Raw genomic sequence first — 24838 nt, forward strand, 5'->3', positions numbered from 1 at the left:
TTCACATTGCATCCGGTACGTCGATATGTACGCCAATTCCAGCCCTATCCATAGCGCCCAGAGCGGCATCCACGAGCAGCTTGCGGCCAGCGTCGCCAAGCACGCCTCGCACACGTTTCAAAAACCCGTCAGTTCTTACAACCAAAGCGCATTCGACGACAGCATCGCCGCCTGGCGGACAGCCGGCAGCCCGCCCTTGATTCTCGATGCCGGTTGCGGCGTCGGCTTGTCGACCATACATCTGGCGGCGCAGTACCCGGATCATTTCGTCATCGGCGTCGACCAGTCCGCCGACCGGGTCGGCCGCAACACGCTGTGGCCGGGGCCGGCAGCGCTGCCGGCCAACTTCATCCGCATTCGCGCCGACCTGGTGGATTACTGGCGGCTGCTGCTGGCGGCGCGGATTTTTCCGGCGCGCCACTATCTGCTGTATCCGAATCCCTGGCCGAAGATAGGCCAGCTCAGCCGGCGCTGGCATGGCCATCCGGTATTCCCGACTATCGTCGCGCTGGGCGGGATCCTGGAATGCCGCAGCAACTGGCAGATCTATGTCGAGGAATGCGCCAGCGCCCTGCAACAGTTAAGCGGCCAGGCAGTCGCCTGCGAGCCGTATCTGCCAGCTCAGCCGATCACCCCGTTTGAAAGCAAATACCTGGCGTCGGGCCATCAGCTGTGGCGCTGCCAGGTGCAGCTCGTTTCCGCCGCCAAGGCCTGAAAAGAAAATCCCCGCAAACCTCTACGGTTTGCGGGGATTTTTGCGAAGCGCTTAGATTTCCACCTTGGTGCCCAGTTCGACCACCCGGTTGATCGGGATATGGAAAAAGTCGGATGGCTTGGCGGCATTCTGATACATCCAGGCGAACAGCTTTTCGCGCCACAGTTGCATGCCGGGAATCTTGCTCGGGATCACCGTATCGCGCGCCAGGAAGAAGGAAGTATCCATCACGTCGAACTCCAGGCCGAACTGCGCCGTCGTCAAGGCCATCACGGTTTGCACGTCAGGGGCTTCCTTGAAACCGAAAGCGGCGCGCAGGACGTAGACGTCGCTGCCCAGTTCCTTCAGGGTCAGGCGCTTGCTGTCCGCAACAAACGGCACGTCCCAGATGCTGATTTTCAGGAAGAACACGCGCTTGTGCAAAATGCGGTTGTGCTTCAGGTTATGCAGCAAGGCGACCGGCACGGTAGTCTTGTTGCCGGTCATGAACACCGCGGTGCCGTCGACCCGGTGCGGCGGATGCGCCAGCAAGCCTTCGATGAAAGGCTCCAGCGGAATCCCCTCATCCTTGCTACGTTCACGCAACAGCATGCGGCCGGCGTACCAGGTCATCAGCAAGAAGAAGGCGATGGCGCCAAGCAGCAGCGGGAACCAGCCGCCGTCGACAATCTTCAGCAGGTTGGCGGCAAAGAAGGCGAAATCGACAATGAAGAAGGCGCCGATGACCAGCGCCACCAGGAAGGGATTCCACTTCCAGACCGTGCGCATGACCACCGCCGCCAGTACAGTGGTGATCAGCATGGTGGTGGTCACCGCCACGCCGTAAGCCGCGGCCAGGTTATCGGATTTCTTGAAGGCCAGCACCACGCCAACCACCAGCAGCAGCAGCATCCAGTTGATCACCGGCACATAGATCTGGCCACGCTCGTCTTCCGAGGTGTGCAAGATGCGCATGCGCGGCACGAAGCCCAGCAGGATGGCCTGGCTGGTCAGCGAGAACGCGCCCGAGATCACTGCCTGCGATGCAATCACGGTAGCAGCGGTGGCCAGGATCACCATCGGCAACAGCAAGGAATCCGGCACCATCAGGTAGAAGGGATTCTGGATAGCGGCCGGATTGACCAGCAGGTTGGCGCCCTGGCCGAAGTAGTTCAGCATCAGGCAAGGCATGACAGTAAACAGCCAAGCAAAGCGGATCGGCCGGATGCCGAAGTGGCCCATGTCGGCGTACAGGGCCTCGGCGCCGGTCAGCACCAGCACCACCGAACCCAGCACCACGAACGCTTGCAGCGCATGTTGCTGCATGAAAGCATAAGCGTAGTAAGGATTGATCGCCACCAGGATTTCCGGTGCCTTGATGACGTTGTAAGCACCCAGCAAACCCAGCGAGACAAACCACACGAACATCACCGGACCGAACAATTTACCCACCACCGTGGTGCCGTGCTTCTGGATCAGGAACAAGGCAATCAGGATCACCAGCGACAGCGGCAGGACAAAGCGCGTCAGCCCTGGCGTGGCGATTTCCAGCCCTTCCACCGCCGACAGCACCGAGATCGCCGGCGTGATGACGACGTCGCCATAAAACATGCAGGCGCCGAATACGCCCAGCATCATCAAGGTCTTGGCGCGTTTGGAACCGTTCTGGGCGGTCCGCAGCGACAAGGCCATCAGGGCCAGCACGCCGCCCTCGCCGTTGTTGTCGGCGCGCATCACGAACAGTACGTATTTGAGCGAGACCACGATGGTGATGGCCCAGAACAGCATCGAGATGATTCCTAACACTGCATCCGGTGTGAATGGAATACCGTGGTCCGTGCTGAAACATTCTTTCAGCGAGTACAGCGGACTGGTGCCGATGTCGCCGAACACGATTCCCAGGGCAGCCAGCGTGATGATGTGTAGACGGGATGACTTGAATCCGGGACTGCTGCTGGTTTGCGTTGTACTCATGTTTTCTCTCATCTTATTAGTAAGGCCCCAAGCCCGCTTACTTCAATTTGATTTCTTTCTTGAAACTATTTGCTGCTTTGCGCAAGGTGGCGGATTTTACTATCGAACCTTGCGGGGGAACTAATTTGTCGCGCCGCCGCCGTTGCTAAAATACATCCTCGCCCTCGCATTTTTGTGCCTATATTCCAGCCTCAGCTTGTCCATCGGAAGTCGGATGGATCTGAACCATAATAAAAAAACATTAAGGGCATCTTATGCTTACTTAAGCATCTTTCAAAGCCAGGGCCCGCTCATACAGGGCATTTTTCTTTTGTCCGGTGATTTGCGCCGCCAGGGCGGCGGCTTGCTTGATCGACAATTCCGCCAGCAGGATCTGCAAGACCCGCTCGCCTTCGGCGCTGTCATCGAGCGCCACCGGCGCCGCTTCCACCAGCACCACGAATTCGCCCTTCTGCCGGTTGGCCTCGGCCGCCAGCCAGGCCGGCGCCTCGCCCAAGGAGCAGCGGTGGACGCTCTCGAACAGCTTGGTCAGTTCGCGCGCCAGCACGATACGGCGTTCCGGCCCGAATGCCTGCAGCAAGGCGTCGACGGTTTCTACGATGCGATGCGGCGCTTCGTACAGCACCAGCGTGGCGCTGGCGCCGGCCAGGCCGGCGAGCACAATTTCACGCTGGCGCGCCTTGCTAGGCAGAAATCCGATGAACTGGAACTGGTCGTTGACCAGCCCGCTGACCGACAGCGCGGTCACGGCGGCCGACGGCCCCGGCAGCGGCAAGGCGCGCAAACCGGCGCGCAGCACCGCATCGACGATGCGGGCGCCGGGATCTGACACCGCCGGCGTGCCGGCATCGGACACCAGGGCTATCCGTTCGCCGGCCTGCAGGCGCGCCACGATCTTTTCCGCTACTTCCCGTTCATTGTGCTCATGTGCCGCCAGCAAGGTCTTGGACAAGCCGTAGCGTCCCAGCAAATGGGCGGTATTGCGGGTGTCCTCACAGGCCACGGCGTCGACCATCGCCAATACGTGCAGGGCGCGCAGGCTGATATCGCAGACATTCCCGATCGGTGTGGCCAGCACATATAATGTCGACGCGGGATACGCTTGCTGCGCCACCTCGTCCAAAATCACGGGGTTGATGAAGGCGCTGGCAGATTGATGAGTCATGGGGAGTTATGAATGTTATATAAATGGGCCAAGCTTGCACTAGCGGCGGGCATCCTGTTGAACGGATTGTGCCCGCCTGCGCTGGCAAACACAACCTTGGTCGATGTCGCGGCTGCCGATGCCGAGGCCAATGTCATCCCGCTGGCCAGCATCGCCCTGCTGCTGCCATTGCGCTCAGGCCCGCTGGGCGCGGCCGCCGACGCGGTCCGCAGCGGCTTCCTGAATGCCTATGAACGCGACAAGAGCGGCCTGGAAGTGAGCGTGATCGAAGCCGCCGACACCGCCGGCGACATGCTCGCCGCTTACAGCGCCGCCAGCAAGAAGTACGACATCCTGGTGGGACCGCTATCGCGTACCGGCCTGACCGCCATCATCCAGAACGGCCAGGTCGACAAGCCGACGATCGCCCTGACCCAGCCGGACTCCTCCAGCGCATTGCCGGCGCAGCTGCTGCCGGTCGGCCTCTCGATTGAAGCTGAAGCGCGCCAGGTGGCGAGCTGGGTCGGCGCCGACTACGCGCCAGGCAAAGTGCTGGTGCTGAGCACCAGCGCCGCCTGGCAAAAGCGCGTCGCCAACGCTTTCGCCCAGCAGATCCAGGGCAGCGGCCTGCACGCCGACATGGTGACGCTGAATCTCGAAAACGGCATCTTCAACGCCGATGCCCTGACTCAGCTGCAGCAACGGGTTGAAGGCGACATGCCGCGCCTGTTGTTTGCCGCGCTGAATGCTGACCAGACCAGGCAGATACGCAACGCCATCGGCGACCAGACCCCGATCTTCGGCATTTCCCAACTGAATCCGCTGACCCTCAACGACAACAATCCCGAGCACCAGATCGCCGAGCTGAATGGCGTGCGGCTGGTGGATATTCCGTGGCAAGTGCAGCCGGACCACCCGGCGGTGATGGTGTACCCGCGCCAGGAAGCGGCGGCCGGCCAGCCCCGCAATGCCGACCTGGAGCGCCTGTATGCACTGGGCATCGATGCCTTCCGCATCGCCCGTGAAGTCGCCGCGCGCAATAACGTCTTCCAGATCGACGGCGTCACCGGCAAGCTGAACGTCCGTTTTGGCGTCGGCGCCCCGAGTTTCGAGCGGGTCGAGCCGGCCGCGATCTATCAGAACGGCGTCGTCATGCCGCTGCAGGCTCAGTGAAGCCGAGGCCGGCCGCCTGATGAAGATGCCGATCTCGAGCAACCAGGCCAGCGGCAAATTGGCGGAAGACCAGGCGCTGCTCTATTTGCAGCGGCAGGGCCTCAAGCTGGTCGCCAGGAATTTCCGCTGCAAAGGCGGCGAGATCGATTTGATCATGGCCGAACCGGCTCCGCATAAGGGCGCGCAGGAACTGCTGGTGTTTGTCGAAGTCAGGCAGCGCCGCAGCCAGCGCTTTGGCGGCGCGGCAGCCAGCGTGACCTCCGCCAAGCAGGCCCGGCTCATCCTCGCCGCCCAGGTTTTCCTGCAGCGCTATCCACAGCCGCCGGCCTGCCGCTTCGACGTGCTGGCCATGGACGGCGATAACATCGACTGGATCAGACAGGCATTCGAAGCCTAGTGCCCGCTATAATCAGCGCCAGGCTAACCAAAAACCCGGCCGCCACTCACACTGCGGCGGCAGCATTCCACTCTCGATACCAATATCATGATAAACCAACGTATTCTGGCGCATTTCAATGAAAGCGCCGAACTCAAGGCCCGCTCGGCGGAAGTCCTGGCGGCGCCGATTGCCAGCGCAGTTGAACTTATGTTCTCCGCGCTGTCCAATGGCAACAAGATTCTTGCCTGCGGCAACGGCGGCTCGGCCGCCGACTGCCAGCATTTTGCGGCGGAACTGGTGGGACGCTTTGAACGGGAGCGGCTGCCGCTGCCGGCATTGGCGCTGACCACCGATACCTCGATCATCACCGCGGTCGGCAACGATTACAGCTACAACGAAATCTTTTCCAAGCAGGTGCAAGCGTTTGGACAAGCCGGCGATGTGCTGTTAGCGTTTTCCACCTCCGGCAATTCGGCCAACGTCCTGGCGGCCATCGATGTGGCGCTGGAGCGCGACATGCGGGTGGTGGCCATGACCGGCAAGGGTGGCGGCGCCATCGGCAAGAAACTGACTGAAGCAGATGTGCATATCTGTGTGCCGCACGACCGCACCGCGCGCATCCAGGAAGTGCATCTGCTGACGATTCACTGCTTATGCGACGGCATCGATGTCGCTTTATTTGGAGGAGATGCGAATGATTGACAGGCAAAATCCGCGCTGGAGCAAGTTGCAACGGCCATTGGCGGCAGTAGCACTGTGCGGCGCCGTAGTGATGGGATTGCAGGGCTGCGTGGCGCTGGCGCTGGGCGGCGCCGTGGCCGGCGGCTTCGCGGCGACGGATCGCCGCACGCTGGGCGCGCAGACCGAGGACAAGGCCATCATGGTCAAGGCTGAAACCCGCGTTCCCGCCGTGGTCGGCCAGGATGGCCATGTCAACATCACCAGCTACAACCGCAAGGTGCTGCTGACCGGCGAAGTACGCGACGATGCCGCCAAGGCCGCCGCGGAAAAGGAAGTGCAGTCGATTGAAAACGTCCATGCGGTAGCAAATGAGCTGGCAATCGGCGCGCCCTCGAGTTTCTCCGCACGCTCCAACGATACCTTCATCACCAGCAAGGTCATCGCTTCGCTGGTCGATGCCAAGGACGTGTTCGGCAATTCGATCAAGGTTGTCACCGAACGCGGCAATGTCTACCTGATGGGCCGCGTCACCGAACGCGAAGGCAAGCGCGCCGGTGAAATCGCCGCCGGCGTCAGCGGCGTGCAAAAAGTCGTCAAGGTGTTCGAATACATCACCGAAGATGAATTGACACAAATGTCATCGGCGCCGCGGGAGACGGCCAAGCCTGCCGCACAGCCTTCACAGCCTTAAAAGCGGACGGCAGGCCGGAAGCGGCTTGCATTTCCTCTGCTAGTCAAGTAACGTTGCCGCTGGACAAATGTCCGGCGGCTTTTTTTTTGGGGAAAAACATGTTCGGTTTCATCATCTTTCTGGCAATTGTGCTGGTCGTCGTATTCTGGGTTGTCGGCATCTATAACCGTCTGGTGAGCTTTCGCAATCGTTTCAAAAATGCCTTCGCGCAGATCGACGTTCAGCTCAAACGCCGCTACGACCTGATCCCGAACCTGGTGGAAACCGCCAAGGGCTACATGAAACACGAGCGCGAAACGCTGGAAGCGGTGATTTCGGCGCGCAACCAGGCGGTCACCGCCAACGCCAAGGTCGGCGGCAACGCCACCGACGCCGCCGCCGTGCAACAGATGGCGGCCAGCGAAGGCGCGCTCAGCGCCAGCCTGGGCAAGCTGTTTGCCCTGTCGGAAGCCTATCCCGACCTGAAGGCCAACCAGAACATGATGCAGCTGACGGAAGAGCTGACCGGCACCGAAAACAAGATCGGCTTCTCGCGCCAGGCTTATAACGACAGCGTGATGGAGTACAACACGGCGATCGAACAGTTCCCGGGCTCGATCCTGGCCAATATGTTCGCCTTCAAGCAGGCGGAATTGCTGCAGGCGACCGAAGCACCGGAAGAACGCAAGGCCGTCAAGGTCACGTTTTAAGATCCGCGCGTGATCCAGATAGAACCGCCGCTGGCGGTATGAACCATGACGTTCTTCGAACAGCAGCACCAGGCGCGCCAGGAAACCAGGAAACTGGTGTTCCTGTTTGCGCTGGCGGTAATCGCCATCGTACTGGCCGTCAACCTGGCCATGGCATTATTGTGGCATTTCAAGTTCGGCAGCCACCACGAACTGTTGCGCAGCTATCCCAAGGGCTTCTTCGCCGTCAATACCCTGATCACGCTGGCGCTGATCGGCGGCGGCACCCTGATCCAGACCTTCAATTTGCGCGACGGCGGCGATGCCGTGGCGCTGATGGCCGGCGGCCGCCTGGTCTCGCCTGCCAGCGGCGACCTGCAGGAACGGCGCTTGCTGAACGTGGTGGAGGAAATGGCGCTGGCTTCCGGCATCGCCTGCCCCAAGGTCTATCTGCTGGAGCGCGAAGACGCGATCAACGCTTTTGCCGCCGGCTACAACCAGAACGAAGCGGTGGTCGCGGTCACGCGCGGCACCCTCAACCGCCTCACGCGCGATGAATTGCAAGGCGTGGTCGGCCATGAATTCAGCCATATCCTGAACGGCGACATGCGCCTCAACGTGCACCTGATCGGGGTCCTGTTCGGCATCCAGATGATTGCCGGCTTCGGCCAGCAGCTGATGAATTTCGGCCGCTTCTCCAGCAGCAGCCGCAACGACAAGGAACCGCCATGGCAGCTGGTGATGCTGTTGGCCGGCGGGGCGCTGTTCGTGGTCGGCTATATCGGCATCTTCTTCGGCCGCCTGATCAAGTCGGCGGTATCGCGCCAGCGCGAATTCCTGGCCGACGCCAGCGCGGTCCAGTTCACCCGCAATCCGGAAGGCATAGGCGGCGCCCTGCGCAAGATCGGCGGCCTCACCGACGGCAAACGGATAGGCTCGCAAATCGATCACCAGAACGCGGAACAGCTGTCCCATCTGTTCCTCGGCAGCGTGCGCCCCAACCTGCTGGATGGCTGGTTCGCCACCCATCCGCCGCTGACGGAGCGCCTGCAACGGATTTACGGCAGAAGCATGGGGCCGCTGGAAGCGCCGGAACTGCCGCAGCCTCATTCGGAAAACACGGCCCGTCTGGCAGACCTGCCGTTTGCCGCCGCCGGCTTTGCCTGCGCCGTCGCGCCAACCGGCTTGCCTGCTTCGATCTCTACCGCGACGGCCACGCCGACACTGGAATTCGGCAACAGCAGCAGCCGCTCGCCGCTGTCGCCGCAGCTCGATGGCGCGGTACGCGATCCGGCCGGCGCCTGTGCCGTCGTGTATGCACTGCTGCTGGGCGAAGGCGAGGAGCGCGACGTGCAGTTGGCGATCCTCAAGAAAGAAGCGCCGCAGCAAGCCGCCTTGACCAGCTTCCTGGCAGAAACGATCACCCAGCTGCCGCTCAGCGCCCGTTTGCCGCTGGTCGACCTGGCAGCGCCGGCGCTACGCCAGCTGCCGCAAGCTGCGCGCGACCGCCTGCTTGCGATTGTCGAACAGCTGATCGCCGCCGACAGCCGCATCACGCTGGCTGAATTCGTGCTGCAGACCATCCTGGCGCGACGCCTGGCGCCGCGTGCCGGAAGGCTGGTGCCGATCAGGTTCAATCGCGTGTCCGACCTGAGCGCCGACGCCGCCCTGCTCCTGTCGCTGGTAGCCCATGTGGCGATTCCGTCCGGCCGCGCCGATGTTGCTGCCGCGCGGCTGGCCGCATTCCTGCGCGGCGCCCAGGCCTGCCCGGAACTCAAGCTGGCGGCCCAGGATTATTGCGACGGCGCCAAACTCAGCTTCCCGCGCGTCCGCCTGGCGCTGGATAACGCCAACCAGCTGGCGCCGCTCGCCAAACCGCAGCTGATCAAGGCACTGCTGGCAGCCGCCGATGACGGCAACCCGCTGGAAATCGCCAGCGCCGATATCCTGCGTGCGATTTGCGCCGGCATCGAAGCGCCGATCCCGCCGGCCGTCGCCGCTACCTACCAGGCCTATCCCTGGCAGTTCGACAGCTAGCGGGCAGCAAATTCAAGCTTTCCGGCAAAACACGCAACGGATGGCTATAATGATTGTTCCCGGGCCTTGCCCGTATTGGATTTCTGTCATGCAAGCTCAAACTGAAAACACGGCCGGCAAGCGGCTCTGGATCAAGCTGGCGGGCGCCGCCGCCGTGGCAGCGCTGGCTGTCGGCGGCTACATGTCGATGTCAAATACGCATGCGGCGCCGGATGTCAGCTTCACCAATCTCAAAGGCGAACAGGTCTCGCTGAAGAGCTTGCGCGGCAAAGTAGTGATGGTCAATTTCTGGGCCACCAGCTGCACCACCTGCGTCGCCGAGATGCCGAAAATGGTGCAGACCTATAATGCCTACAAGGACAAGGGCCTGGATTATGTCGCCGTGGCAATGAGCTACGACCAGCCCAACTATGTCGTCAATTTCGTCCAGACCCGCAGCCTGCCGTTCCAGGTCGCGCTGGATACGCAAAGCAAGCTGGCGGACGCCTTCGGCGACGTCAAGCTGACGCCGACCACCTTCGTCATCGACAAGCAAGGCAATATCATCAAGCGTTACGTAGGCGAACCCAAGTTCGCCGAACTGCATGCGCTATTGGACAAGGCGCTGGCCGCATCCACATAAAAAAAGGCGCTTCAAGCGCCTTTTTTTATGTCCACGCTCCCGCCTAGCGAGACGTAGCTCCGCGCGAAGCAGTGTCGTACAAGCCGGAAGCCGTGCGCAGCAGCTTGGCCGCGTCGCCCAGCGACTGGTTCGACAGGCCGGTATCGGAAAGTACGGTGATCAGGCATTCCTCGCGCATTTCACGGTATTTGAGGCAGAGCGCATAACCTTCGCCGGTGGCGGAAAAATACGCTTCCTTGCCGACTTTTTCACTCTTGACGTAACCCGCTTTCACCAGTTTTTTCAGTGCATAACTGGCAATGTGTGTATCCTCGATATTCAACACGAAGCAGATATCGGCCAGGCTTTTTTTACGCTCGCGGTGGCACACGTGATGCAACAAGGAGACTTCGACAGGCGTCATATCCTTGACCCCGGCAGCGGACATGCAGCGCGACATCCAGCGGTTGAACGCGTTGCCCGCAATAATCAAGGCATATTCCAGCTCGGACAATTCGACACTGCTTTCCGACGCCAGATGGGCGGAAGACAGGATTTTAGGTGCGCTAACGTTCATATTTGTCCTACTAAACGCCAAGAAAACCAAATCATACAACCAGATGCGCCAATCCCAAGCTGAATTTGAGGCATCGGACGGGCTGTATTTCAACAACAATATAGACTATTTACATACAATTTATTGACATTTTATTTTTGATGAACGATATTTCCCTTTGCTTAAACTCTGGTCTACAAAGAGTAAGCTGGTTGGGGCAGAGGATTCGGGTTCGTGGGACGACGGCTGTTCGCAATCATTTTCTGGGCAATTTAATGTTGATCTGATCAGTTGACGGCAGGGCCGCTCGGACGGAGCGGCTTGGACTCAATCCTGCCGTGCTGACATCGTGCACAAGGAATCCGGCCGCAATGACCCAACCCGTCATACAAGCTCTTGGCGAAAATGCTCTGATACTGAATACCGGAGCCAGCGCCACTCTCGAATGCCAGCAACGCTTGTGGGCAATCGCGGCGAAGGCGGCGCATTGGCCGCATGTGCGCGATGTAGTTCCCGGCATGAATAACCTGACTATCCTGTTCGACCCGCTGGCCAGCGACGGCCGGCAACTGGCGGAAAAACTCCAGGCCGCCTGGGACGCCGATTCGATCAGCCAGAAGGCCGGACGCAAAATCGACATTCCCGTGGCCTATGGCGGCGACAACGGTCCCGACCTGGAGCAGGTGGCGCGCCATACCGGCCTGTCGCCGGCGGAAATCGTCAAGCGCCATACCGCGGCGGAGTACATCGTTTACTTCATCGGCTTTCAACCCGGCTTCCCCTATCTGGGCGGACTCGATCCCAAACTGGCCACGCCGCGCCGCAGCGAACCGCGCCTGCTCGTGCCGGCCGGCTCGGTCGGCATCGGCGGCAGCCAGACCGGCATCTATCCGGCCGCCTCTCCCGGGGGCTGGCAGCTGATCGGCCGCAGCGAGCTGCAGCTGTTCGATCCCGGCGCCAATCCGCCCACCCTGCTGCAACCGGGCGACCGCGTGCGCTTCGTCGCCAGCGAGGTGGCGGCATGATCAAGATCATCCGCGCCGGCCGCATCAATTCGGTCCAGGACATGGGCCGCGACGGCTTCCGCCATCTCGGCATCTGCCAGTCGGGCGCGCTGGACCGCACCGCGCTGGCCATCGCCAATCTGCTGGTCGGCAATCCGCGCGACTGCGCCGCCATCGAATTCACGCTCGGTCCCTGCGAACTGGCCTTTACTACCGACACGCGCATCGCCCTCGGCGGCGCCGATTTCGGCGCGACTCTCGACGGCCAGCCGCTGCTGCCGTGGTGGAGCGTATGCGCGCGCGCCGGCCAGACCCTGAAGCTGAACGCTGCCCGGCATGGCATGCGCAGTTACCTGGCGGTGGCCGGCGGCATCAATTCCGCCGCCCAGCTGGGCTCGCGCGCCACCGATCTGCAGGCCGGCTTCGGCGGCCACGGCGGCCGCGCCTTGACCGAAGGCGACGGCCTCTCCGCCGGCGTGCCAGATAACCCGGCCGCCGCAGTCCACAAGGCCGCGGCATTCGGCGTGCGCGCGCCATCCTGGTACGACGCCGACGATACGGAAACACTGGAGATCCGCGTCATCCCCGGCCCCGAATACGACTTGTTCAGCGCCGCCGCGCAAAAGACTTTCTGGAACAGCAGCTGGACCCTGACGCCGCAAAGCAACCGCATGGGTTTCCGCCTCAGCGGTCCGGAGCTGAAGATCAAGAAAAGCGGCGACCTGCTGTCGCATGGCGTGCTGCCGGGCGTGATCCAGGTGCCGCCGGCCGGCCAGCCTATCGTGCTGATGGCCGACGCCCAGACCACCGGCGGCTATCCGAAGATCGGCGTGGTGATCGGCGCCGACCTGGCCCGGCTGGCGCAGCTGCGCTTCAACCGCACTTTACAGTTTGTCGAAACCGACGCCGATGCTGCGCGCGCGGCGCTGCGCGAGGAGGCTTTGTATCTCCAACAGATAGCAACCGCGATGCACTGGCTGCGTCCGGCCAAATAGGAGCAGATGATGCCCAGGAAAGATAAACGACAGCAGGTAGACCTCAACGCCGATCTCGGCGAACAGAGCGACGGCAGCGATGAAGCGCTGCTGGCCCTGGTCAGCTCGGCCAATATTGCCTGCGGCTGGCACGCCGGCAGCGCCCTGATGATGCAGCAATGCGTGCAGTGGGCCGTGGCGCAAGGAGTCGCCATCGGCGCCCATCCGAGTTTTCCCGACCGCGATAATTTCGGCCGCACCGAAATGCAGTTGCCGGCCAACGAAATCTATAGCGGCGTGCAATACCAGATCGGTGCATTGGCGGCGATCGCCGGCGCCCATGGCGCGCAGCTTGCGCACGTCAAGCCGCACGGCGCGCTGTACAACATGGCGGCGCGCGACGCCGCGCTGGCCGACACCATCGTCGCCGCGATCCGCGATGTCGATCCGTCGCTGGCGCTGTTCGGCCTGGCCGGCAGCGAACTGATCGCCGCCGCCCACCGCGCCGGCCTGCCCGCGGTGGAAGAAGTCTTCGCCGACCGCGGCTACATGGCCGACGGCAGCCTGGTCAAGCGCGGCACGCCGGGCGCCCTGATCGAAGATGGAGAGCAGGCACTGGCACAAACCATGCATATGATCCGCGAGGGCAAGGTCCACGCAATCGACGGCAGCTGGCCGGCGGTGCGGGCCGATACGGTCTGCCTGCACGGCGATGGCGCGCATGCGCTGGAATTTGCGCGGCGCATCCATGCCGAACTGACACAGCAGGGCATCGCCATCCGCGCGCCGCAGATGAGCAGCGACGAGGCCTTGTTTCCCCTGCTCGGATGATTTTTCGACAGACGCTTCAATCACGTAGTCAATAAAATCGGCGGCGCTGCAACGACCGCCATCAACATGAGGAGATAGCAATGACTGTAACGGAATTACTGCCGCTGATAGGGATACCCATCGTGGTAGCTGGCTTTGCATTTAAATTCAACCCCTTGCTGGTGGTTACCGTGGCGGGCCTGGCGACCGGGCTGTCGGTCGGCATGGATCTCGGCACCCTGCTGGAAACCTTTGGCGAAAAATTCGTCAACAGCCGTTCGCTGGCGACCTTCCTGCTGATCCTGCCGGTCATCGGCCTGCTGGAAAGCTACGGACTGAAAGAGCGCGCGCAAGACTGGATCGCCAGCCTGGCGAACGCCACTTCGGCCCGCATCCTGATGCTGTACTTCGTGCTGCGCCAGGGCCTGGGCGCGCTCGGCCTGACCTATATCGGCGGCCAGGCGCAAACCGTGCGGCCCTTGCTGGCGCCGATGGTGGAAGGCGCCGCCGTCGCCAAATACGGCGAGCTGCCGCTGCCCATCCGCGACAAGATCCGCGCCCATGCCGCCGCCTGCGACAACATCGCGGTGTTCTTCGGCGAAGACATTTTCATCGCCTTCGGCGCAGTGCTGCTGATGGATGCCTTCCTCAAGGAAAACGGCATCACCAATATCGAGCCGCTGCATCTCGGCCTGTGGGCCATCCCCACCGCCATCGCTGCGCTGATCATCCACATGGTGCGCCTGGCGCGGCTCGACGCCAGCATACGGCGCGATGTCGAAGCCTGGAAAAAATCTGAAGGCGGGTCCGAAGGTAAAGAGGTGGCAGCATGAAGACTTTCCTGACCATCAACGAAATCTATTACCTGGTCGGCATCATCGTCATGCTGCTGGTCGGCATGACGCTGCGCGACAAGGGCAATCCCAAGCGCCTGACCACGGCGCTGTTCTGGTTCCTGTTCGGTTCGGTCTTCCTGTTCGGCGACATGCTGGTGGCCGGCCTCGGCAAACCGATGGCGTATCGCGTCATCGGCGTCATGGTGGTGGCGATTTCGCTCATCGCCGGTTGCGGCCTGCTGTCTGTCGGCACGTATCTGCAGCGCAGCGCAGCTGACCGCCAGGCATCGGCCAACCGCTTCGGCAACTGGATCTTCCTGCCGGCGCTGCTGATTCCGCTGGTCACCGTGCTGTGCACCGTACTGCTGAAGAACGTCGCCATCGGCGGCGTCTACCTGCTCGACCAGAAACAGCTGACCCTGGCCGCCCTGTGCATCGCCAGCGTCTGCGCCATCCTGGCCGGCTGGAAACTGACCGGCGGCACGCCGCTGCAAGCGGTGCGCGAATCGCGGCGGCTGGTCGACGCTATCGGCTGGGCTGCGATCCTGCCGCAGATGCTGGCGATGCTGGGCGGCGTCTTCGTCGCTGCGCAGACCGGGAAATCGGTGCAGGAAGTCGTGACCCTGTTCGTCAATCCGGACAGCCGTTTCCTGCTGGTGATGATTTACTGCGTCGGCATGGCCTTGTTCACCATGATCATGGGCAACGCCTTTGCCGCCTTCCCGGTGATGACGGCCGGCATCGCCCTGCCATTCCTGATCACGGGCCAGCATGCCGACCCGGCGCCGCTGGTCACCATCGGCATGCTGGCCGGTTACTGCGGCACGCTGATGACGCCGATGGCAGCCAACTACAATATCGTGCCGGCGGCGCTGCTGGAGCTCACGGACAAGTACAAGGTGATCAAGATACAGATCCCCACTGCCGTGACACTGCTGATGGCCAACATACTGCTGATGTACTTCATCGTCTTCCGCTAAGGAGCAAACATGCATCTCACACTTGACCAGGTCTCGGCTTTCGCGGCATTGCCGTTGCGCTCGCTGCGCCATGAATATCCGAACCACATCATGCACGCCCTCAACAACGCCGGCGACGTGCTCTCCCCGCGCACCCTGCATCCGGTGTTCTACGGCTGCTACGACTGGCATTCGGCGGTGCACGGCTACTGGCTGCTGGCGCGCTGCTCCCGCCTGTATCCGGCGCTGCCGCAGCAGGCCGAGATCGCGGCGCTGTTCAAGGAGCATTTCACGGTCGCCAACATGCAGCAGGAACTGGCCTACTTCCAGGCGCCGGGACGGGTCTCTTTCGAACGCCCGTACGGCTGGGCCTGGATCGTGGCGCTGGCGCAGGAGCTGGATACCTGGCAGCATCCGGAAGCCAAGACCTGGCTCGCCGCGATGGAGCCGCTGGTGGCGGAAATCCGCAGCCGCGTGTTCAGCTATTTCGCCAAGCTCAGCTATGCGATCCGGGTCGGCACCCATTACAACAGCGCGTTCGCCCTCAAGCTGATCCTGGATTTCGCCCGACACCGCAAGGATGCGGAACTGGAAAGCGCCGTGGTCAACTCTGCCTGCCGTTACTTCATGGGCGACAGCAATTACCCGGCGCACTACGAACCGGGCGGCGACGAGTTCCTGTCGGCGGCGCTGACGGAAGCCTTGCTGATGAGCGACGTGCTGGAAGCGGATGTGTTCCCCGACTGGTTCGCGCAATACCTGCCGGCGCTGGGCGATATCGAGCGCCTGATGAATCCGGCCGACGTCAGCGATCACAGCGATCCCAAGATCGCCCACCTGAACGGCCTGAACCTGAGCCGCGCGTGGTGCATGAAGCGGATCGCCCGGCGCCTGCCGGAAAGCGATCCGGCAGGCGCCATCCTGAGCGCGGCGGCGCGGCGCCATATCGAAGCCGGCCTGCCGAACGTGGTCAGCGGCGAGTACGCCGGCGAACACTGGCTGGCGACCTTCGCCATGCTGGCGCTGGAACCGCTCAACTAAGGCCGGCACAACATGACCCAGCCAATTATTCTGCTTACCGGCTTCGAACCGTTCGAGCAGGAACCGCTCAATCCCTCCTGGGAAGCGGTGCGCGCGCTCGAAGGCTGGCAATGCGAGGGCGCGCGAGTGGTGGCGCGCCAGCTGCCATGCGTATTCGGCACGGCACTGCAAGCGCTGGATGAACTGCTGGCCGAGTTCAAGCCGATGCTGGTGCTGTGCGTCGGCCAGGCCGGCGGCCGCAGCCAGCTGTCGCTGGAGCGGATCGCGATCAATGTCGACGATGCACGGATTGCCGACAACGCCGGCCGCCAGCCGATCGACCAGCCGATCTGCGGCGACGGCCCGGCCGCCTATTTCTCGACCTTGCCGATCAAGGGCATGGTGAAGGCGATGCGCGCCGCCGGCGCACCGGCCGAAGTATCGCAAACCGCCGGCACCTTCGTCTGCAACCATGTGTTCTACGGCTTGATGCATAGCCTGGCGCAGCGGGCGCCGGCAGTGCGCGGCGGCTTCCTCCATATCCCGTACATCCCGTCGCAGGCGGCGCGCCATCCAGGCCAGCCGAGCCTGGCGCTGGATACCGTGATCGACGGCTTGCGCGCGGCTCTCCAGAGCGCCATGACCTTGCAGCAGGATGTGCTTGAGGGCGGCGGCCAGCTGCATTGAATGGCAGCCCGGCAGGCCCGGCGAATTTCCTGATTGCTGGCGGGGCCGATCTTGTATCATAGGCGCAACCGGGGTAGCCTGATGCGCCCCGATGATCGAGTCTAGCTACAGGAACCCGTATGTCGGAAACTCAAGTCGTCGTCGTAAGTCCGGAAGGCGAGCTGTACGCTGGCAGCGCCGGATTGGTCACCTTGCCGGGCATCGAGGGCTCGCTCGGTATCCTGCCCGGCCACACGCCGCTGCTGACGCGCCTGAGGCCTGGCGCAGTCCACATCAAACGGCCGTCGGGCGAAGACGATTTTATCTATGTCGCCGGCGGCTACGCAGAAATCCAGCCGCATTCCGTCACCATCCTGGCCGATACCGCGATCCGCGGCAAAGACCTGGACGAAGCCAAGGCCATGCAGGCGCGGCAACAGGCCGAGGAGCGCTTGCAGAACCTGCATTCGGATATCGACTATGCGCTGGCGCAAGCCGAGCTGGCGCAGGCGACTGCCCAGCTGGCGACGCTGGCGCAAATGCGGCGCGGAAAATAAAGCGGGCGAGACGGTAGGCTTAGGCCTCGCCCTCAACCGTCAGCGCGGTTGCGGCCTGTCGCGGCCCGGCCTGTTCTGACCCGGCGGCGGACGCTGGCCATTCCCGAAATCCGGCCGATGCGGCCGCTGTGGAAAGACGCCTGGCGGCTTCGGCCTTGGCGGCGGCGGTCGCACCATGGGGGGCCGCGGGCGATGCGGCCGGTGCGCCCAATGCGACTGCTGGCCGTACCACGGACGGCCGCGATAATACCGGCCCCAATAGCTGCCGATGGAAAACGCGATAATCGGCAGTCCGATCGCGCTGCCGTAGGTGATCAGCGGTACCTGGTTGCCCTGGTAGGGATAATTCAGGTTGCGGGCGTAAACCCAGCCGCGATTGCCATCCTGCAAAATAACGTCGCACCAGCTATAGCCGTTCACGCAACCGGCTACCTGCACCGGCGTGCCCGGCCCCAGCTGGGCCACCAGCGGATAATCGCGCGCCGGGCCGGCGCGCAGATTGACGGGCTTGCTGGTGAAGGCCTGCTGAGCCGCGGCGGCCAGCGGAGCGGCAAGGCAGGCGGCGGCAATCAGGGAAATCAGATGGTTGCGGATCATAGGCGGGCTCCCGAAGGTACGGCAATCGATGCGGCGTCTTGTTCAAGCGTTTTCAAGGATACCCTTAAAAACTTGCGTCACAACAATGGAAATGTGCTTTTCCCAAGCCGATCCTATTCTGAACCTGCCAGGCTGGCACGCAGCATTTCGATAAACAGGCGCAAGCCGGTAGGCAGCTGGCGCCGGCTTGGGTAATACAAGAAAAATCCCGGCATGGGCGGACACCAGTCGTCCAGCACCCGCAGCAGTCGCCCTTGCGCGATCCATTCCCTGGCTTGTTCTTCGTACAGATAGCTCAGGCCGATGCCGTCCAGCGCCGCCCTCAGCATCAGCTCATCGTCGTCCAGCAGCAAGGGGCCGTCGACTGTCACCGCCAGCGTCTCGCCATCTTTGGCGAATTCCCAGGCATACAGCACGCCGCTGGGAAAACGGCGGCCGATGCAGGCGTGCTGCTTCAGATCCTGCGGCTGCCGCGGCAAGCCGCGCCGGGCTGCATACATGGGCGCAGCCACTACGATCAGGCGCAGCGGCGGCCCCATCGGCAGCGCGATCATGTCGCGCGCCAGGCTTTCGCCGAAACGGATGCCGGCATCGAAGCCCTGGGCGACGATATTGACCAGGCTGTCGTCGGTCACCACTTCCAGCCGGATCTGCGGATAGGCAGCCAGGAAACGCGCAAAGATCGGCGCCAGCAGCCAGCGCGCCGCCGTGCGCGGCACATTCAGGCGCAAGCTGCCGCGCGGCGTATCGCGGAACTGGTTGACCTGATCCAGCGCCTCGCCGATTTCGCGCAAGGCCGGCGCCAGCCGCGCCAGCAGTTGTTCGCCAGCCTCGGTCGGAGTCACGCTGCGGGTGGTGCGGTTGAGCAGGCGCACTCCCAGCCGGGTTTCCAGCGTACGCATGGCGTGGCTCAGCGCTGATGCGGAAACCCCGCATTCCGGCGCCGCCTTGCTAAAGCTGCGATGGCGGGCAACGCTGGCGAAAGCGTCCAGTTCATTCAGGTCGGGCTTGTCCATTGATGAATTTTCTTCAGTATTACATCAAATATAACATGGCTTATCGCTAGCAATTGCTCGGAGGATACTGATCCCGCCATCACCAACCAAGGAACAACTCCAATGAAAACCCGCACACTTGGCCGCAACGGCCTTGAAGTTTCCGCCATCGGCCTGGGCTGCATGGGCATGAGCTTCGGCTACGGCGCCAGCGACGACGCCACCTCCATCAAGACCCTGCAGCACGCAGTCGATCTCGGCGTTACCCATTTCGACACCGCCGAACTCTACGGCCCCTACATCAATGAAGAACTGGTCGGGCGCGCACTCAAGGCTGTGCGCGGCAAGGTCACCATCGCCACCAAGTTCGGCTTCAAGATCCTGCCGGAAAGCAAAGACGTGCAGGGCATCGCGCGCCTGGCCGGCGTCGACAGCCGGCCGCAGCATATACGCGAGGTAGCCGAAGCGTCGCTGCGGCGCCTTGGCGTGGAAACCATCGACCTGCTGTACCAGCACCGGGTCGATCCGCAGGTGCCGATCGAAGACGTGGTCGGCGCCATGGCCGACCTGGTGCGCGCCGGCAAGGTGCGCCATCTGGGCTTGTCGGAAATGTCCGCGGCCACCTTGCGCCGCGCCCATGCAGTGCATCCGATCGCCGCGGTGCAGTCGGAATACTCCTTGTGGAGCCGCGACCAGGAGCAGGAAATTCTGCCGCTGTGCGCCGAGCTGGGCATAGGATTCGTACCGTACAGCCCGCTGGGCCGCGGTTTCCTCGCCGGCAAAATCAGCAGCAGCGATCAACTTGCCGCCGACGATTTCCGTCGCACGCTGCCGCGCTTCCAGGATGGCGCGCTGCAAAGCAACCGCATCCTCCTGCAAGCGCTGACGCCGCTGGCCAGCGCACGCGGCTGCACGCCGGCGCAGCTGGCGCTGGCATGGCTGCTGGCGCAGGGCGAACACATCGTGCCGATTCCCGGCGCGCGGCAGATCAAACACCTGGAAGAAAATGCCGCAGCCGCCGACATCGTGCTGCGCTCCGACGAACTGGCCGCCATCCGCGCAGTGCTGGATGAGGATCTGGTGATCGGCCAGCGTTACGGCGCGCCGGAGCTGGAGCTGATCAATCGCTGATCGGAGCGGCTGCGCAAGCCTCGATGCTGTAAAAAGAAAAGCCATATCGCTCAATGAGAGATATGGCTTCTTACGCATCAGCGCCAGAATTCGGTGAGCTGCTCGGCTAGGGCTTTGCCTCGACTGTAATCATCGCGGTAATTGTTGTGCGAAATTTCTTACATTTAAAAATACTAGCCAAATTGAAAATTCCCTCGTGCTCAGCCAAAAGTGAAGGCAAATGCGCCGACGCCCGCATCGAGAAAACGAATTTCGAAGGTGTGCTCCTTCACCTTGCCGGACTGGCGCACGAGCTGGTAAAGGCGAGCCTCCGTGACGACGCCGTTGCCTTCCGCATCGGTATCTGAACCGTGATCTGCGCCAGGTGCGTGACCATCGATCCTGACTTGAAAACGCACCGGCATGCCGTCGGCGCGCGGCCCAAGAACCAAGTGCAAATCGCGCGCGTTGAAGCGATACGCAATACTGCCGTCCGCACGGTTCAGATTCGCACGTTCCGCGCCAACGGTCCAGTTGCCGGCAAGACCCCACTCGTTCAAATGCGGCGCGTTCATAACGTAGTCGTAGGTAGCATCTCTTTTCAAGCCGTTGGGCGAAGAGAAATTCGATGCTTGCTCGTAACCGACATATGTTTCGCCCGAGCGCAGGTGGGCGATATCGGGGGCTGCCTGTTCGGCGCTGGCCCATGGTGTCGTTGGCGCGCCCGCGGCATGGGGCTTGCCGGCTTCGGCCAATAACGACTGGATGATCGTCTCTGCCTTGTCGTAGCTGCCTTCGCCGGCGAGGCGGGCCCTGACGCGCCCTTGCGCATCGGCGAAGTAGAAGACTGGCCACGCGTTGTTATTGAAAGCGTTCCAGATGCGATGTTCGCTGTCGACTGCAATCGGATAATCGATCTTGAAACGCGCTATCGCTTTCCTGATATTCGCGTTGTCTTTTTCGAAGCCGAATTCAGGCGTATGCACGCCGATCACGACCAGGCCTTGAGCGCGGTATTTCTCCGCCCAGGCGCGCACATGCGGAAGCGTGCGGATGCAGTTGATGCAGGAATAGGTCCAGAAGTCGACCAGCACCACCTTGCCGCGTAGCTGTGCGGCGTCAAGCGGCGGCGAATTGAGCCACGCCGATGCGCCGCCGAGAGAAGGGAGTTGTCCCAGGACCGGCAAATCGCTGCGATGCGATTTCATTGCTTTGTCTCCCGCCTCGCCGGCGGCGGACAGGTTAGTGAACGTCGCGACGCCAAGGCCGAGCGCGACGAGAGCGGCGCCGGCGAACCAGCAACGCAAGCGTTTGCGAAATAAGGAGGCGAGGAAAAACAGCATGAGGAATTCCTTTTCATTCATGTTGCAACGAGGGCTTTCGGTTCACAAAAAATTTCTACACCGGACACGTCAAACTCCCCCGGCTTTGCCTGACTGCCTGAAATCGCCAGGAGGTGCAAACAAAGCAGGAGCGTTGTGACGGATCGACTACTTGCTGCCGGCAGCTTCCTCAATTACGTTCGCCACCGCATCCGGCCGGGAGACCATGACGACGTGAGAAGCCCCTTTCACTTCGACGACGTCCTTCGCGTTGGCGCGCTTGGCCATGAAACGCAGAGCCTCGAGCGGAATGTTCTTGTCGGCAGTGCCATACACGAAGTAAGAGGGCAGCTGCTTCCAGGCAGCGCCGTTCGATACCTCATTGAGTGCAGCGATAGTCACAGGACGCTGGCCGGCGGCCATCAGCGCAGCTTGTCGCGGCGGCACGTCGGCGGCAAATTGCTGAGCGAACTTGTCCTGGCTGATGTAGAGATCCTTGCTGCCGTCGGCCAGCGTGACAGGATCGGCAAGCGTGTCGCCGAGTGTTCCGCCTGGGAACTTGCCGGCGAGGCCGGCGACAGTCTCGCCCGGCTCTGGCGCAAAGGCAGCCACATAGACCAGCGCCTTCACTTGAGGATTGTTTTCGGCCGCCTTGGAAATGACCATGCCGCCATAGGAATGGCCGACCAGAACCAGCGGGCCCTTGATGGCGCCGACTACGCTTGCGGCGTATTGCGCATCGTTGGCGACGCCGCGCAACGGGTTGGCGACGCTCAGCACCGGATAGCCTTTGGCAGTCAGCCGCTGCGCCACGCCATCCCAGCTGCTGGAATCGGCGAAGGCGCCATGGACCAGCACGACGGTGGGCTTGGCGGTCGTACCCGGGATCGAGGTAATGGGCGCTTCCGCATGCGCCAGCGGCAGGACCGCAGCAAACGATGCGGAAGCGGCAAGGGAGATCAATAATTTCTTGGCAATCATGTTGGTTTCCTTATTGAGATATGTCAGATATGTCGAAATTGCCTTAGGCCAGGGTGACACTTACGTCGATGTTGCCGCGGCTCATCTTCGAGTACGGGCAGATCTGATGTGCTGCATCGATCAAGTCTTGTGCAGCATCGCCTGACAGGCCGGGTAGATTTACTTTGAGGCGTGCCTGCAAAAGGAAGCCATCGCCTCCGGTGCCGAGGTCGACTTCGGCATCGACGGCGGTACCGGCCGGCAGGGAGAGATTCTTGTCCTTCGCAGCCCGCCCCATGGCGCCGATGAAACAGGCCGACCAGCCGGCGGCGAACAGCTGCTCCGGATTGGTGCCCGCACCGCGGCTGCCAGGAGGGGACAAGGTGATATCGAGGCGGCCATCGTCGCTTTGCGCGGCGCCGTCGCGGCCGCCGGTGGTGTGCGTCTTACCGGTATAGAGAACTTTTTCGATCTTGTTCATGATGTTTCCTTTCAAGCGATTGAAGAATGCAAAAGCGCAATGACATGTTGCTGACGAACAGGTGAGCGGCAATGAGAGGCGGCGACCACAGGCGGATTGCCGCTCCAGCCATCATCAGAGATGGTCGACTTCGATCACGGCGTCAGCGAATGCGCGCGGCGCTTCCTGCGGCAGGTTGTGGCCGATGCCGCCAGCGACGAGCTCATGCTTGTACTTGCCTGTGAAACGTTTGGCGTAGGCGGCGGGCTCGGGGTGCGGCGCACCGTTGGCGTCGCCTTCCATGGTGATGGTCGGCACCGCGATGGCGGGCAAGTTCGCCAGCCGCGCTTCCAGTTCGTCGTATTTCGTTTCGCCGTTCGCCAAACCGAGACGCCAGCGATAGTTGTGAACCGTGATCGCGACATGGTCGGGATTTTCCAGTGACGCGGCGCTGCGGTCGAAAGTGGCATCGTCGAAGCGCCATTGCGGCGATGCGGTTTGCCAGATGAGTTTGGCGAAATCGTGCCGGTTTTTTTCATAGCCAGCGCGACCGCGCTCGGTGGCGAAGTAAAACTGGTACCACCATTGGAGCTCAGCCTTCGGCGGCAAGGCTTGCTTGCCGGCTTCCTGGCTGCCGATCAGGTAACCGCTCACGGAAACCAGCCCTTTGACGCGCTGCGGCCATAGCGCTGCAACGATATCGGCTGTGCGGGCGCCCCAGTCATAACCGGCGAGCACGGCCTTGTCTATCTTCAAGGCGTCCATCAACGCAACCACATCGGAGGCAAGCGCCGCCGGCTCGCCGTTGCGCACAGCGTTAGGATCGAGGAAACGCGTGGTGCCGTAGCCGCGCAGGTGCGGCACGATCACGCGATAGCCGGCCTTCGTCAGCAAGGGCGCGACGTCGACGAAGCTGTTGATGTCATACGGCCAGCCGTGCAGCAGAATGACTACAGGACCGTCGGCCGGGCCTTCGTCGACGTAGCCGACATTGAGCACGCCGGCGTCAATCTGCTTGATGGACTTGAAGCCGGCCGGTCCCCGGTTTGCCGCGGCAGTCGCGTTCGGCGCAGCGCCTGCGGATTGTGCCTGGGCTGCTGCCGGCAACGCCAGCTGCGCGCCGGCAAGGATGAACGCGGCGGCGGCGAGGACGACGCGGCGGTTGTTGTTGAAGTATTGCTGCATTTGCTTTCTCCAGTGACGTTAGGGTTGGTTTCAGATGCCTGTTGCAATCGATACGCTATGGTCAGTCATAATAATTTAGTTATCGTCATAATTATTATTGAGGTAAATATATACAAGTTCATGGCCGTTTTCAAGTACGATAATCATTATCTTGATAAATATTTTTACGGAGATGTTAAATGGGCAATAAATCCAACACCAACAAGGACGTGGCCAGGCTCGGCGATTTCATGTGCTTTGCCATCTACTCGACCAACCTCGCTTATTCGCGCGTCTATAAACCCGTGCTGGAAAAGCTCGGACTCACGTATCCGCAATACGTCACCATCATTTGCCTTTGGGAAGAGGACGGCCAGACCGTCAAAAGCCTGAGCGAAAAGCTGTTTCTGGAACCGAGCACGATGACGCCCATGCTGAAACGATTGGAAGCGATGGGCTATGTGCGTCGCGAGCGCGACAGCGAGGACGAGCGCAGCGTGCTCGTGTCGCTGACTGATACGGGGCGGGAACTGAGGGAAAAGGCGTTCGCCTTCCGCGAGGTGACGGCCAAGGCATCCGGCCTGGCGCCGGAGGAATTCCGCGTGCTGCAAAAGGCCATCGTCAACCTGCGCACCAACCTGATCAACGCCTCCGGCCAGAACCCGGCCGCAGGCGGCAAGCAGTAACCTTCAACACGGAGGGATCGTCGCGGCAATTACTGTCAAGGAGGCGCGACAGGTGCAAAAGCGGGGGACTGCTTTCGGCGAATTAACTGGTTTGGGAATGCTAAATCGCCGACCCAGTCA

27 protein-coding genes are annotated in these 24838 nt (G+C 62.0%); 18 read left to right on the top strand and 9 right to left on the bottom strand.

The window, feature by feature from the left end:
• Nucleotides 1-25 precede the first annotated feature (25 nt).
• On the top strand, nt 26-715 hold the full coding sequence (trmB, locus tag KHU30_RS09730) for a tRNA (guanine(46)-N(7))-methyltransferase TrmB (protein ID WP_211442460.1): 690 nt from the start codon (nt 26-28) through the stop codon (nt 713-715).
• Between the two features lie 51 nt (nt 716-766).
• On the opposite strand, the gene KHU30_RS09735 is transcribed toward trmB, so the two are convergent.
• Both KHU30_RS09735 and rsmI read right to left on the bottom strand, forming a co-directional pair.
• Entirely contained in the window at nt 767-2680 is a 1914-nt protein-coding gene (locus KHU30_RS09735) for a potassium transporter Kup (RefSeq protein WP_407928053.1), read from the bottom strand.
• Nucleotides 2681-2930: 250 nt separating this feature from the next.
• Nucleotides 2931-3833, bottom strand: a complete 903-nt coding sequence (rsmI, locus tag KHU30_RS09740; protein WP_211442462.1) for a 16S rRNA (cytidine(1402)-2'-O)-methyltransferase — start codon at nt 3831-3833, stop codon at nt 2931-2933.
• A gap of 12 nt (nt 3834-3845) precedes the next feature.
• On the opposite strand from rsmI, the gene KHU30_RS09745 reads away from it, so the two are divergent.
• From KHU30_RS09745 to KHU30_RS09775, 7 genes are all read left to right on the top strand, one after another.
• Nucleotides 3846-4985 carry a penicillin-binding protein activator gene (locus tag KHU30_RS09745; protein WP_211442463.1) on the top strand — a complete coding sequence of 380 codons (1140 nt, stop codon included), beginning with the start codon at nt 3846-3848 and terminating at the stop codon, nt 4983-4985.
• 19 nt (nt 4986-5004) lie between these two features.
• Entirely contained in the window at nt 5005-5382 is a 378-nt protein-coding gene (locus KHU30_RS09750) for a YraN family protein (RefSeq protein ID WP_211442464.1), read from the top strand.
• 87 nt (nt 5383-5469) lie between these two features.
• A complete protein-coding gene (locus KHU30_RS09755) occupies nt 5470-6066 on the top strand; it encodes a phosphoheptose isomerase (RefSeq protein WP_211442465.1) in 597 nt (198 codons plus the stop codon).
• Nucleotides 6059-6736, top strand: coding sequence for a BON domain-containing protein (locus KHU30_RS09760; RefSeq protein WP_211442466.1), 678 nt, complete (start codon nt 6059-6061; stop codon nt 6734-6736). The genes KHU30_RS09755 and KHU30_RS09760 overlap by 8 nt, the downstream gene beginning before the upstream one ends.
• Before the next feature lie 98 nt (nt 6737-6834).
• Nucleotides 6835-7425, top strand: coding sequence for a LemA family protein (locus KHU30_RS09765; protein WP_098497401.1), 591 nt, complete (start codon nt 6835-6837; stop codon nt 7423-7425).
• 45 nt (nt 7426-7470) lie between these two features.
• The gene (locus tag KHU30_RS09770) at nt 7471-9441 is read left to right on the top strand and encodes a M48 family metallopeptidase (RefSeq protein WP_211442467.1); all 1971 of its coding nucleotides are present in this window, start codon (nt 7471-7473) and stop codon (nt 9439-9441) included.
• An 88-nt stretch (nt 9442-9529) separates the two neighbouring features.
• Entirely contained in the window at nt 9530-10063 is a 534-nt protein-coding gene (locus KHU30_RS09775) for a peroxiredoxin family protein (protein WP_211442468.1), read from the top strand.
• Nucleotides 10064-10106: 43 nt separating this feature from the next.
• Here the strand turns inward: KHU30_RS09775 and KHU30_RS09780 are convergent, their stop codons facing one another.
• The gene (locus tag KHU30_RS09780; RefSeq protein WP_211442469.1) at nt 10107-10619 is read right to left on the bottom strand and encodes a winged helix DNA-binding protein; all 513 of its coding nucleotides are present in this window, start codon (nt 10617-10619) and stop codon (nt 10107-10109) included.
• A gap of 350 nt (nt 10620-10969) precedes the next feature.
• Between KHU30_RS09780 and pxpB the strand changes: the two genes are divergently transcribed.
• The 8 genes from pxpB (at nt 10970) to KHU30_RS09820 (ending at nt 17424) form a co-directional block, all read left to right on the top strand.
• On the top strand, nt 10970-11623 hold the full coding sequence (pxpB, locus tag KHU30_RS09785; RefSeq protein WP_211442470.1) for a 5-oxoprolinase subunit PxpB: 654 nt from the start codon (nt 10970-10972) through the stop codon (nt 11621-11623).
• The gene (locus tag KHU30_RS09790; RefSeq protein ID WP_211442471.1) at nt 11620-12597 is read left to right on the top strand and encodes a 5-oxoprolinase subunit C family protein; all 978 of its coding nucleotides are present in this window, start codon (nt 11620-11622) and stop codon (nt 12595-12597) included. Before pxpB ends, KHU30_RS09790 begins: the two co-directional genes overlap by 4 nt.
• 9 nt (nt 12598-12606) lie before the next feature.
• Nucleotides 12607-13407 (top strand): 5-oxoprolinase subunit PxpA, encoded by an 801-nt coding sequence (gene pxpA / locus KHU30_RS09795; protein WP_211442785.1) that lies wholly within the window; start codon nt 12607-12609, stop codon nt 13405-13407.
• 80 nt (nt 13408-13487) lie between these two features.
• Complete coding sequence (locus tag KHU30_RS09800; RefSeq protein WP_211442472.1) at nt 13488-14219, top strand: DUF969 domain-containing protein; 732 nt, start codon at nt 13488-13490, stop codon at nt 14217-14219.
• Nucleotides 14216-15202, top strand: a complete 987-nt coding sequence (locus KHU30_RS09805; protein WP_211442473.1) for a DUF979 domain-containing protein — start codon at nt 14216-14218, stop codon at nt 15200-15202. Before KHU30_RS09800 ends, KHU30_RS09805 begins: the two co-directional genes overlap by 4 nt.
• Nucleotides 15203-15211: 9 nt before the next feature.
• The gene (locus tag KHU30_RS09810; protein ID WP_211442474.1) at nt 15212-16222 is read left to right on the top strand and encodes a DUF2891 domain-containing protein; all 1011 of its coding nucleotides are present in this window, start codon (nt 15212-15214) and stop codon (nt 16220-16222) included.
• Between the two features lie 12 nt (nt 16223-16234).
• On the top strand, nt 16235-16888 hold the full coding sequence (gene pcp, locus KHU30_RS09815) for a pyroglutamyl-peptidase I (RefSeq protein ID WP_211442475.1): 654 nt from the start codon (nt 16235-16237) through the stop codon (nt 16886-16888).
• Nucleotides 16889-17007: 119 nt separating this feature from the next.
• Nucleotides 17008-17424 (top strand): F0F1 ATP synthase subunit epsilon, encoded by a 417-nt coding sequence (locus tag KHU30_RS09820; protein ID WP_211442476.1) that lies wholly within the window; start codon nt 17008-17010, stop codon nt 17422-17424.
• A gap of 39 nt (nt 17425-17463) precedes the next feature.
• Here KHU30_RS09820 and KHU30_RS09825 read toward each other — a convergent pair whose 3' ends face one another.
• Both KHU30_RS09825 and KHU30_RS09830 read right to left on the bottom strand, forming a co-directional pair.
• Entirely contained in the window at nt 17464-18021 is a 558-nt protein-coding gene (locus KHU30_RS09825) for an SH3 domain-containing protein (RefSeq protein ID WP_211442477.1), read from the bottom strand.
• 113 nt (nt 18022-18134) lie between these two features.
• On the bottom strand, nt 18135-19037 hold the full coding sequence (locus KHU30_RS09830) for a LysR family transcriptional regulator (RefSeq protein WP_211442478.1): 903 nt from the start codon (nt 19035-19037) through the stop codon (nt 18135-18137).
• A 102-nt stretch (nt 19038-19139) separates the two neighbouring features.
• Between KHU30_RS09830 and KHU30_RS09835 the strand changes: the two genes are divergently transcribed.
• Nucleotides 19140-20147 carry an aldo/keto reductase gene (locus tag KHU30_RS09835; protein ID WP_211442479.1) on the top strand — a complete coding sequence of 336 codons (1008 nt, stop codon included), beginning with the start codon at nt 19140-19142 and terminating at the stop codon, nt 20145-20147.
• A 200-nt stretch (nt 20148-20347) separates the two neighbouring features.
• Here KHU30_RS09835 and KHU30_RS09840 read toward each other — a convergent pair whose 3' ends face one another.
• From KHU30_RS09840 to KHU30_RS09855, 4 genes are all read right to left on the bottom strand, one after another.
• Entirely contained in the window at nt 20348-21469 is a 1122-nt protein-coding gene (locus tag KHU30_RS09840; RefSeq protein WP_407928054.1) for a thioredoxin family protein, read from the bottom strand.
• Nucleotides 21470-21616: 147 nt separating this feature from the next.
• Nucleotides 21617-22429, bottom strand: coding sequence for an alpha/beta fold hydrolase (locus KHU30_RS09845; protein WP_211442481.1), 813 nt, complete (start codon nt 22427-22429; stop codon nt 21617-21619).
• Between the two features lie 43 nt (nt 22430-22472).
• Complete coding sequence (locus tag KHU30_RS09850) at nt 22473-22889, bottom strand: organic hydroperoxide resistance protein (RefSeq protein WP_211442482.1); 417 nt, start codon at nt 22887-22889, stop codon at nt 22473-22475.
• Between the two features lie 114 nt (nt 22890-23003).
• On the bottom strand, nt 23004-24053 hold the full coding sequence (locus KHU30_RS09855) for an alpha/beta fold hydrolase (RefSeq protein WP_211442483.1): 1050 nt from the start codon (nt 24051-24053) through the stop codon (nt 23004-23006).
• Nucleotides 24054-24232: 179 nt separating this feature from the next.
• Here KHU30_RS09855 and KHU30_RS09860 point away from each other — a divergent pair, with 179 nt between their 5' ends.
• Nucleotides 24233-24718: a MarR family winged helix-turn-helix transcriptional regulator gene (locus KHU30_RS09860; protein WP_211442484.1), complete on the top strand. Its 486-nt coding sequence runs from the start codon at nt 24233-24235 to the stop codon at nt 24716-24718.
• The last annotated feature ends 120 nt before the right edge of the window (nt 24719-24838 follow it).

Source organism: Collimonas humicola, assembly GCF_018304945.1.
Lineage (GTDB): Bacteria > Pseudomonadota > Gammaproteobacteria > Burkholderiales > Burkholderiaceae_D > Collimonas > Collimonas humicola.

What these genes read in the sequence shown, in the direction of transcription:
- trmB (WP_211442460.1), top strand. Translation starts at nt 26, where the DNA reads ATGTACGCCAATTCCAGCCCTATCCATAGCGCCCAGAGCGGCATCCAC.
- KHU30_RS09735 (WP_407928053.1), bottom strand. Translation starts at nt 2,680, where the DNA reads ATGAGAGAAAACATGAGTACAACGCAAACCAGCAGCAGTCCCGGATTC.
- rsmI (WP_211442462.1), bottom strand. Translation starts at nt 3,833, where the DNA reads ATGACTCATCAATCTGCCAGCGCCTTCATCAACCCCGTGATTTTGGAC.
- KHU30_RS09745 (WP_211442463.1), top strand. Translation starts at nt 3,846, where the DNA reads ATGTTATATAAATGGGCCAAGCTTGCACTAGCGGCGGGCATCCTGTTG.
- KHU30_RS09750 (WP_211442464.1), top strand. Translation starts at nt 5,005, where the DNA reads ATGAAGATGCCGATCTCGAGCAACCAGGCCAGCGGCAAATTGGCGGAA.
- KHU30_RS09755 (WP_211442465.1), top strand. Translation starts at nt 5,470, where the DNA reads ATGATAAACCAACGTATTCTGGCGCATTTCAATGAAAGCGCCGAACTC.
- KHU30_RS09760 (WP_211442466.1), top strand. Translation starts at nt 6,059, where the DNA reads ATGATTGACAGGCAAAATCCGCGCTGGAGCAAGTTGCAACGGCCATTG.
- KHU30_RS09765 (WP_098497401.1), top strand. Translation starts at nt 6,835, where the DNA reads ATGTTCGGTTTCATCATCTTTCTGGCAATTGTGCTGGTCGTCGTATTC.
- KHU30_RS09770 (WP_211442467.1), top strand. Translation starts at nt 7,471, where the DNA reads ATGACGTTCTTCGAACAGCAGCACCAGGCGCGCCAGGAAACCAGGAAA.
- KHU30_RS09775 (WP_211442468.1), top strand. Translation starts at nt 9,530, where the DNA reads ATGCAAGCTCAAACTGAAAACACGGCCGGCAAGCGGCTCTGGATCAAG.
- KHU30_RS09780 (WP_211442469.1), bottom strand. Translation starts at nt 10,619, where the DNA reads ATGAACGTTAGCGCACCTAAAATCCTGTCTTCCGCCCATCTGGCGTCG.
- pxpB (WP_211442470.1), top strand. Translation starts at nt 10,970, where the DNA reads ATGACCCAACCCGTCATACAAGCTCTTGGCGAAAATGCTCTGATACTG.
- KHU30_RS09790 (WP_211442471.1), top strand. Translation starts at nt 11,620, where the DNA reads ATGATCAAGATCATCCGCGCCGGCCGCATCAATTCGGTCCAGGACATG.
- pxpA (WP_211442785.1), top strand. Translation starts at nt 12,607, where the DNA reads ATGCCCAGGAAAGATAAACGACAGCAGGTAGACCTCAACGCCGATCTC.
- KHU30_RS09800 (WP_211442472.1), top strand. Translation starts at nt 13,488, where the DNA reads ATGACTGTAACGGAATTACTGCCGCTGATAGGGATACCCATCGTGGTA.
- KHU30_RS09805 (WP_211442473.1), top strand. Translation starts at nt 14,216, where the DNA reads ATGAAGACTTTCCTGACCATCAACGAAATCTATTACCTGGTCGGCATC.
- KHU30_RS09810 (WP_211442474.1), top strand. Translation starts at nt 15,212, where the DNA reads ATGCATCTCACACTTGACCAGGTCTCGGCTTTCGCGGCATTGCCGTTG.
- pcp (WP_211442475.1), top strand. Translation starts at nt 16,235, where the DNA reads ATGACCCAGCCAATTATTCTGCTTACCGGCTTCGAACCGTTCGAGCAG.
- KHU30_RS09820 (WP_211442476.1), top strand. Translation starts at nt 17,008, where the DNA reads ATGTCGGAAACTCAAGTCGTCGTCGTAAGTCCGGAAGGCGAGCTGTAC.
- KHU30_RS09825 (WP_211442477.1), bottom strand. Translation starts at nt 18,021, where the DNA reads ATGATCCGCAACCATCTGATTTCCCTGATTGCCGCCGCCTGCCTTGCC.
- KHU30_RS09830 (WP_211442478.1), bottom strand. Translation starts at nt 19,037, where the DNA reads ATGGACAAGCCCGACCTGAATGAACTGGACGCTTTCGCCAGCGTTGCC.
- KHU30_RS09835 (WP_211442479.1), top strand. Translation starts at nt 19,140, where the DNA reads ATGAAAACCCGCACACTTGGCCGCAACGGCCTTGAAGTTTCCGCCATC.
- KHU30_RS09840 (WP_407928054.1), bottom strand. Translation starts at nt 21,469, where the DNA reads ATGCTGTTTTTCCTCGCCTCCTTATTTCGCAAACGCTTGCGTTGCTGG.
- KHU30_RS09845 (WP_211442481.1), bottom strand. Translation starts at nt 22,429, where the DNA reads ATGATTGCCAAGAAATTATTGATCTCCCTTGCCGCTTCCGCATCGTTT.
- KHU30_RS09850 (WP_211442482.1), bottom strand. Translation starts at nt 22,889, where the DNA reads ATGAACAAGATCGAAAAAGTTCTCTATACCGGTAAGACGCACACCACC.
- KHU30_RS09855 (WP_211442483.1), bottom strand. Translation starts at nt 24,053, where the DNA reads ATGCAGCAATACTTCAACAACAACCGCCGCGTCGTCCTCGCCGCCGCC.
- KHU30_RS09860 (WP_211442484.1), top strand. Translation starts at nt 24,233, where the DNA reads ATGGGCAATAAATCCAACACCAACAAGGACGTGGCCAGGCTCGGCGAT.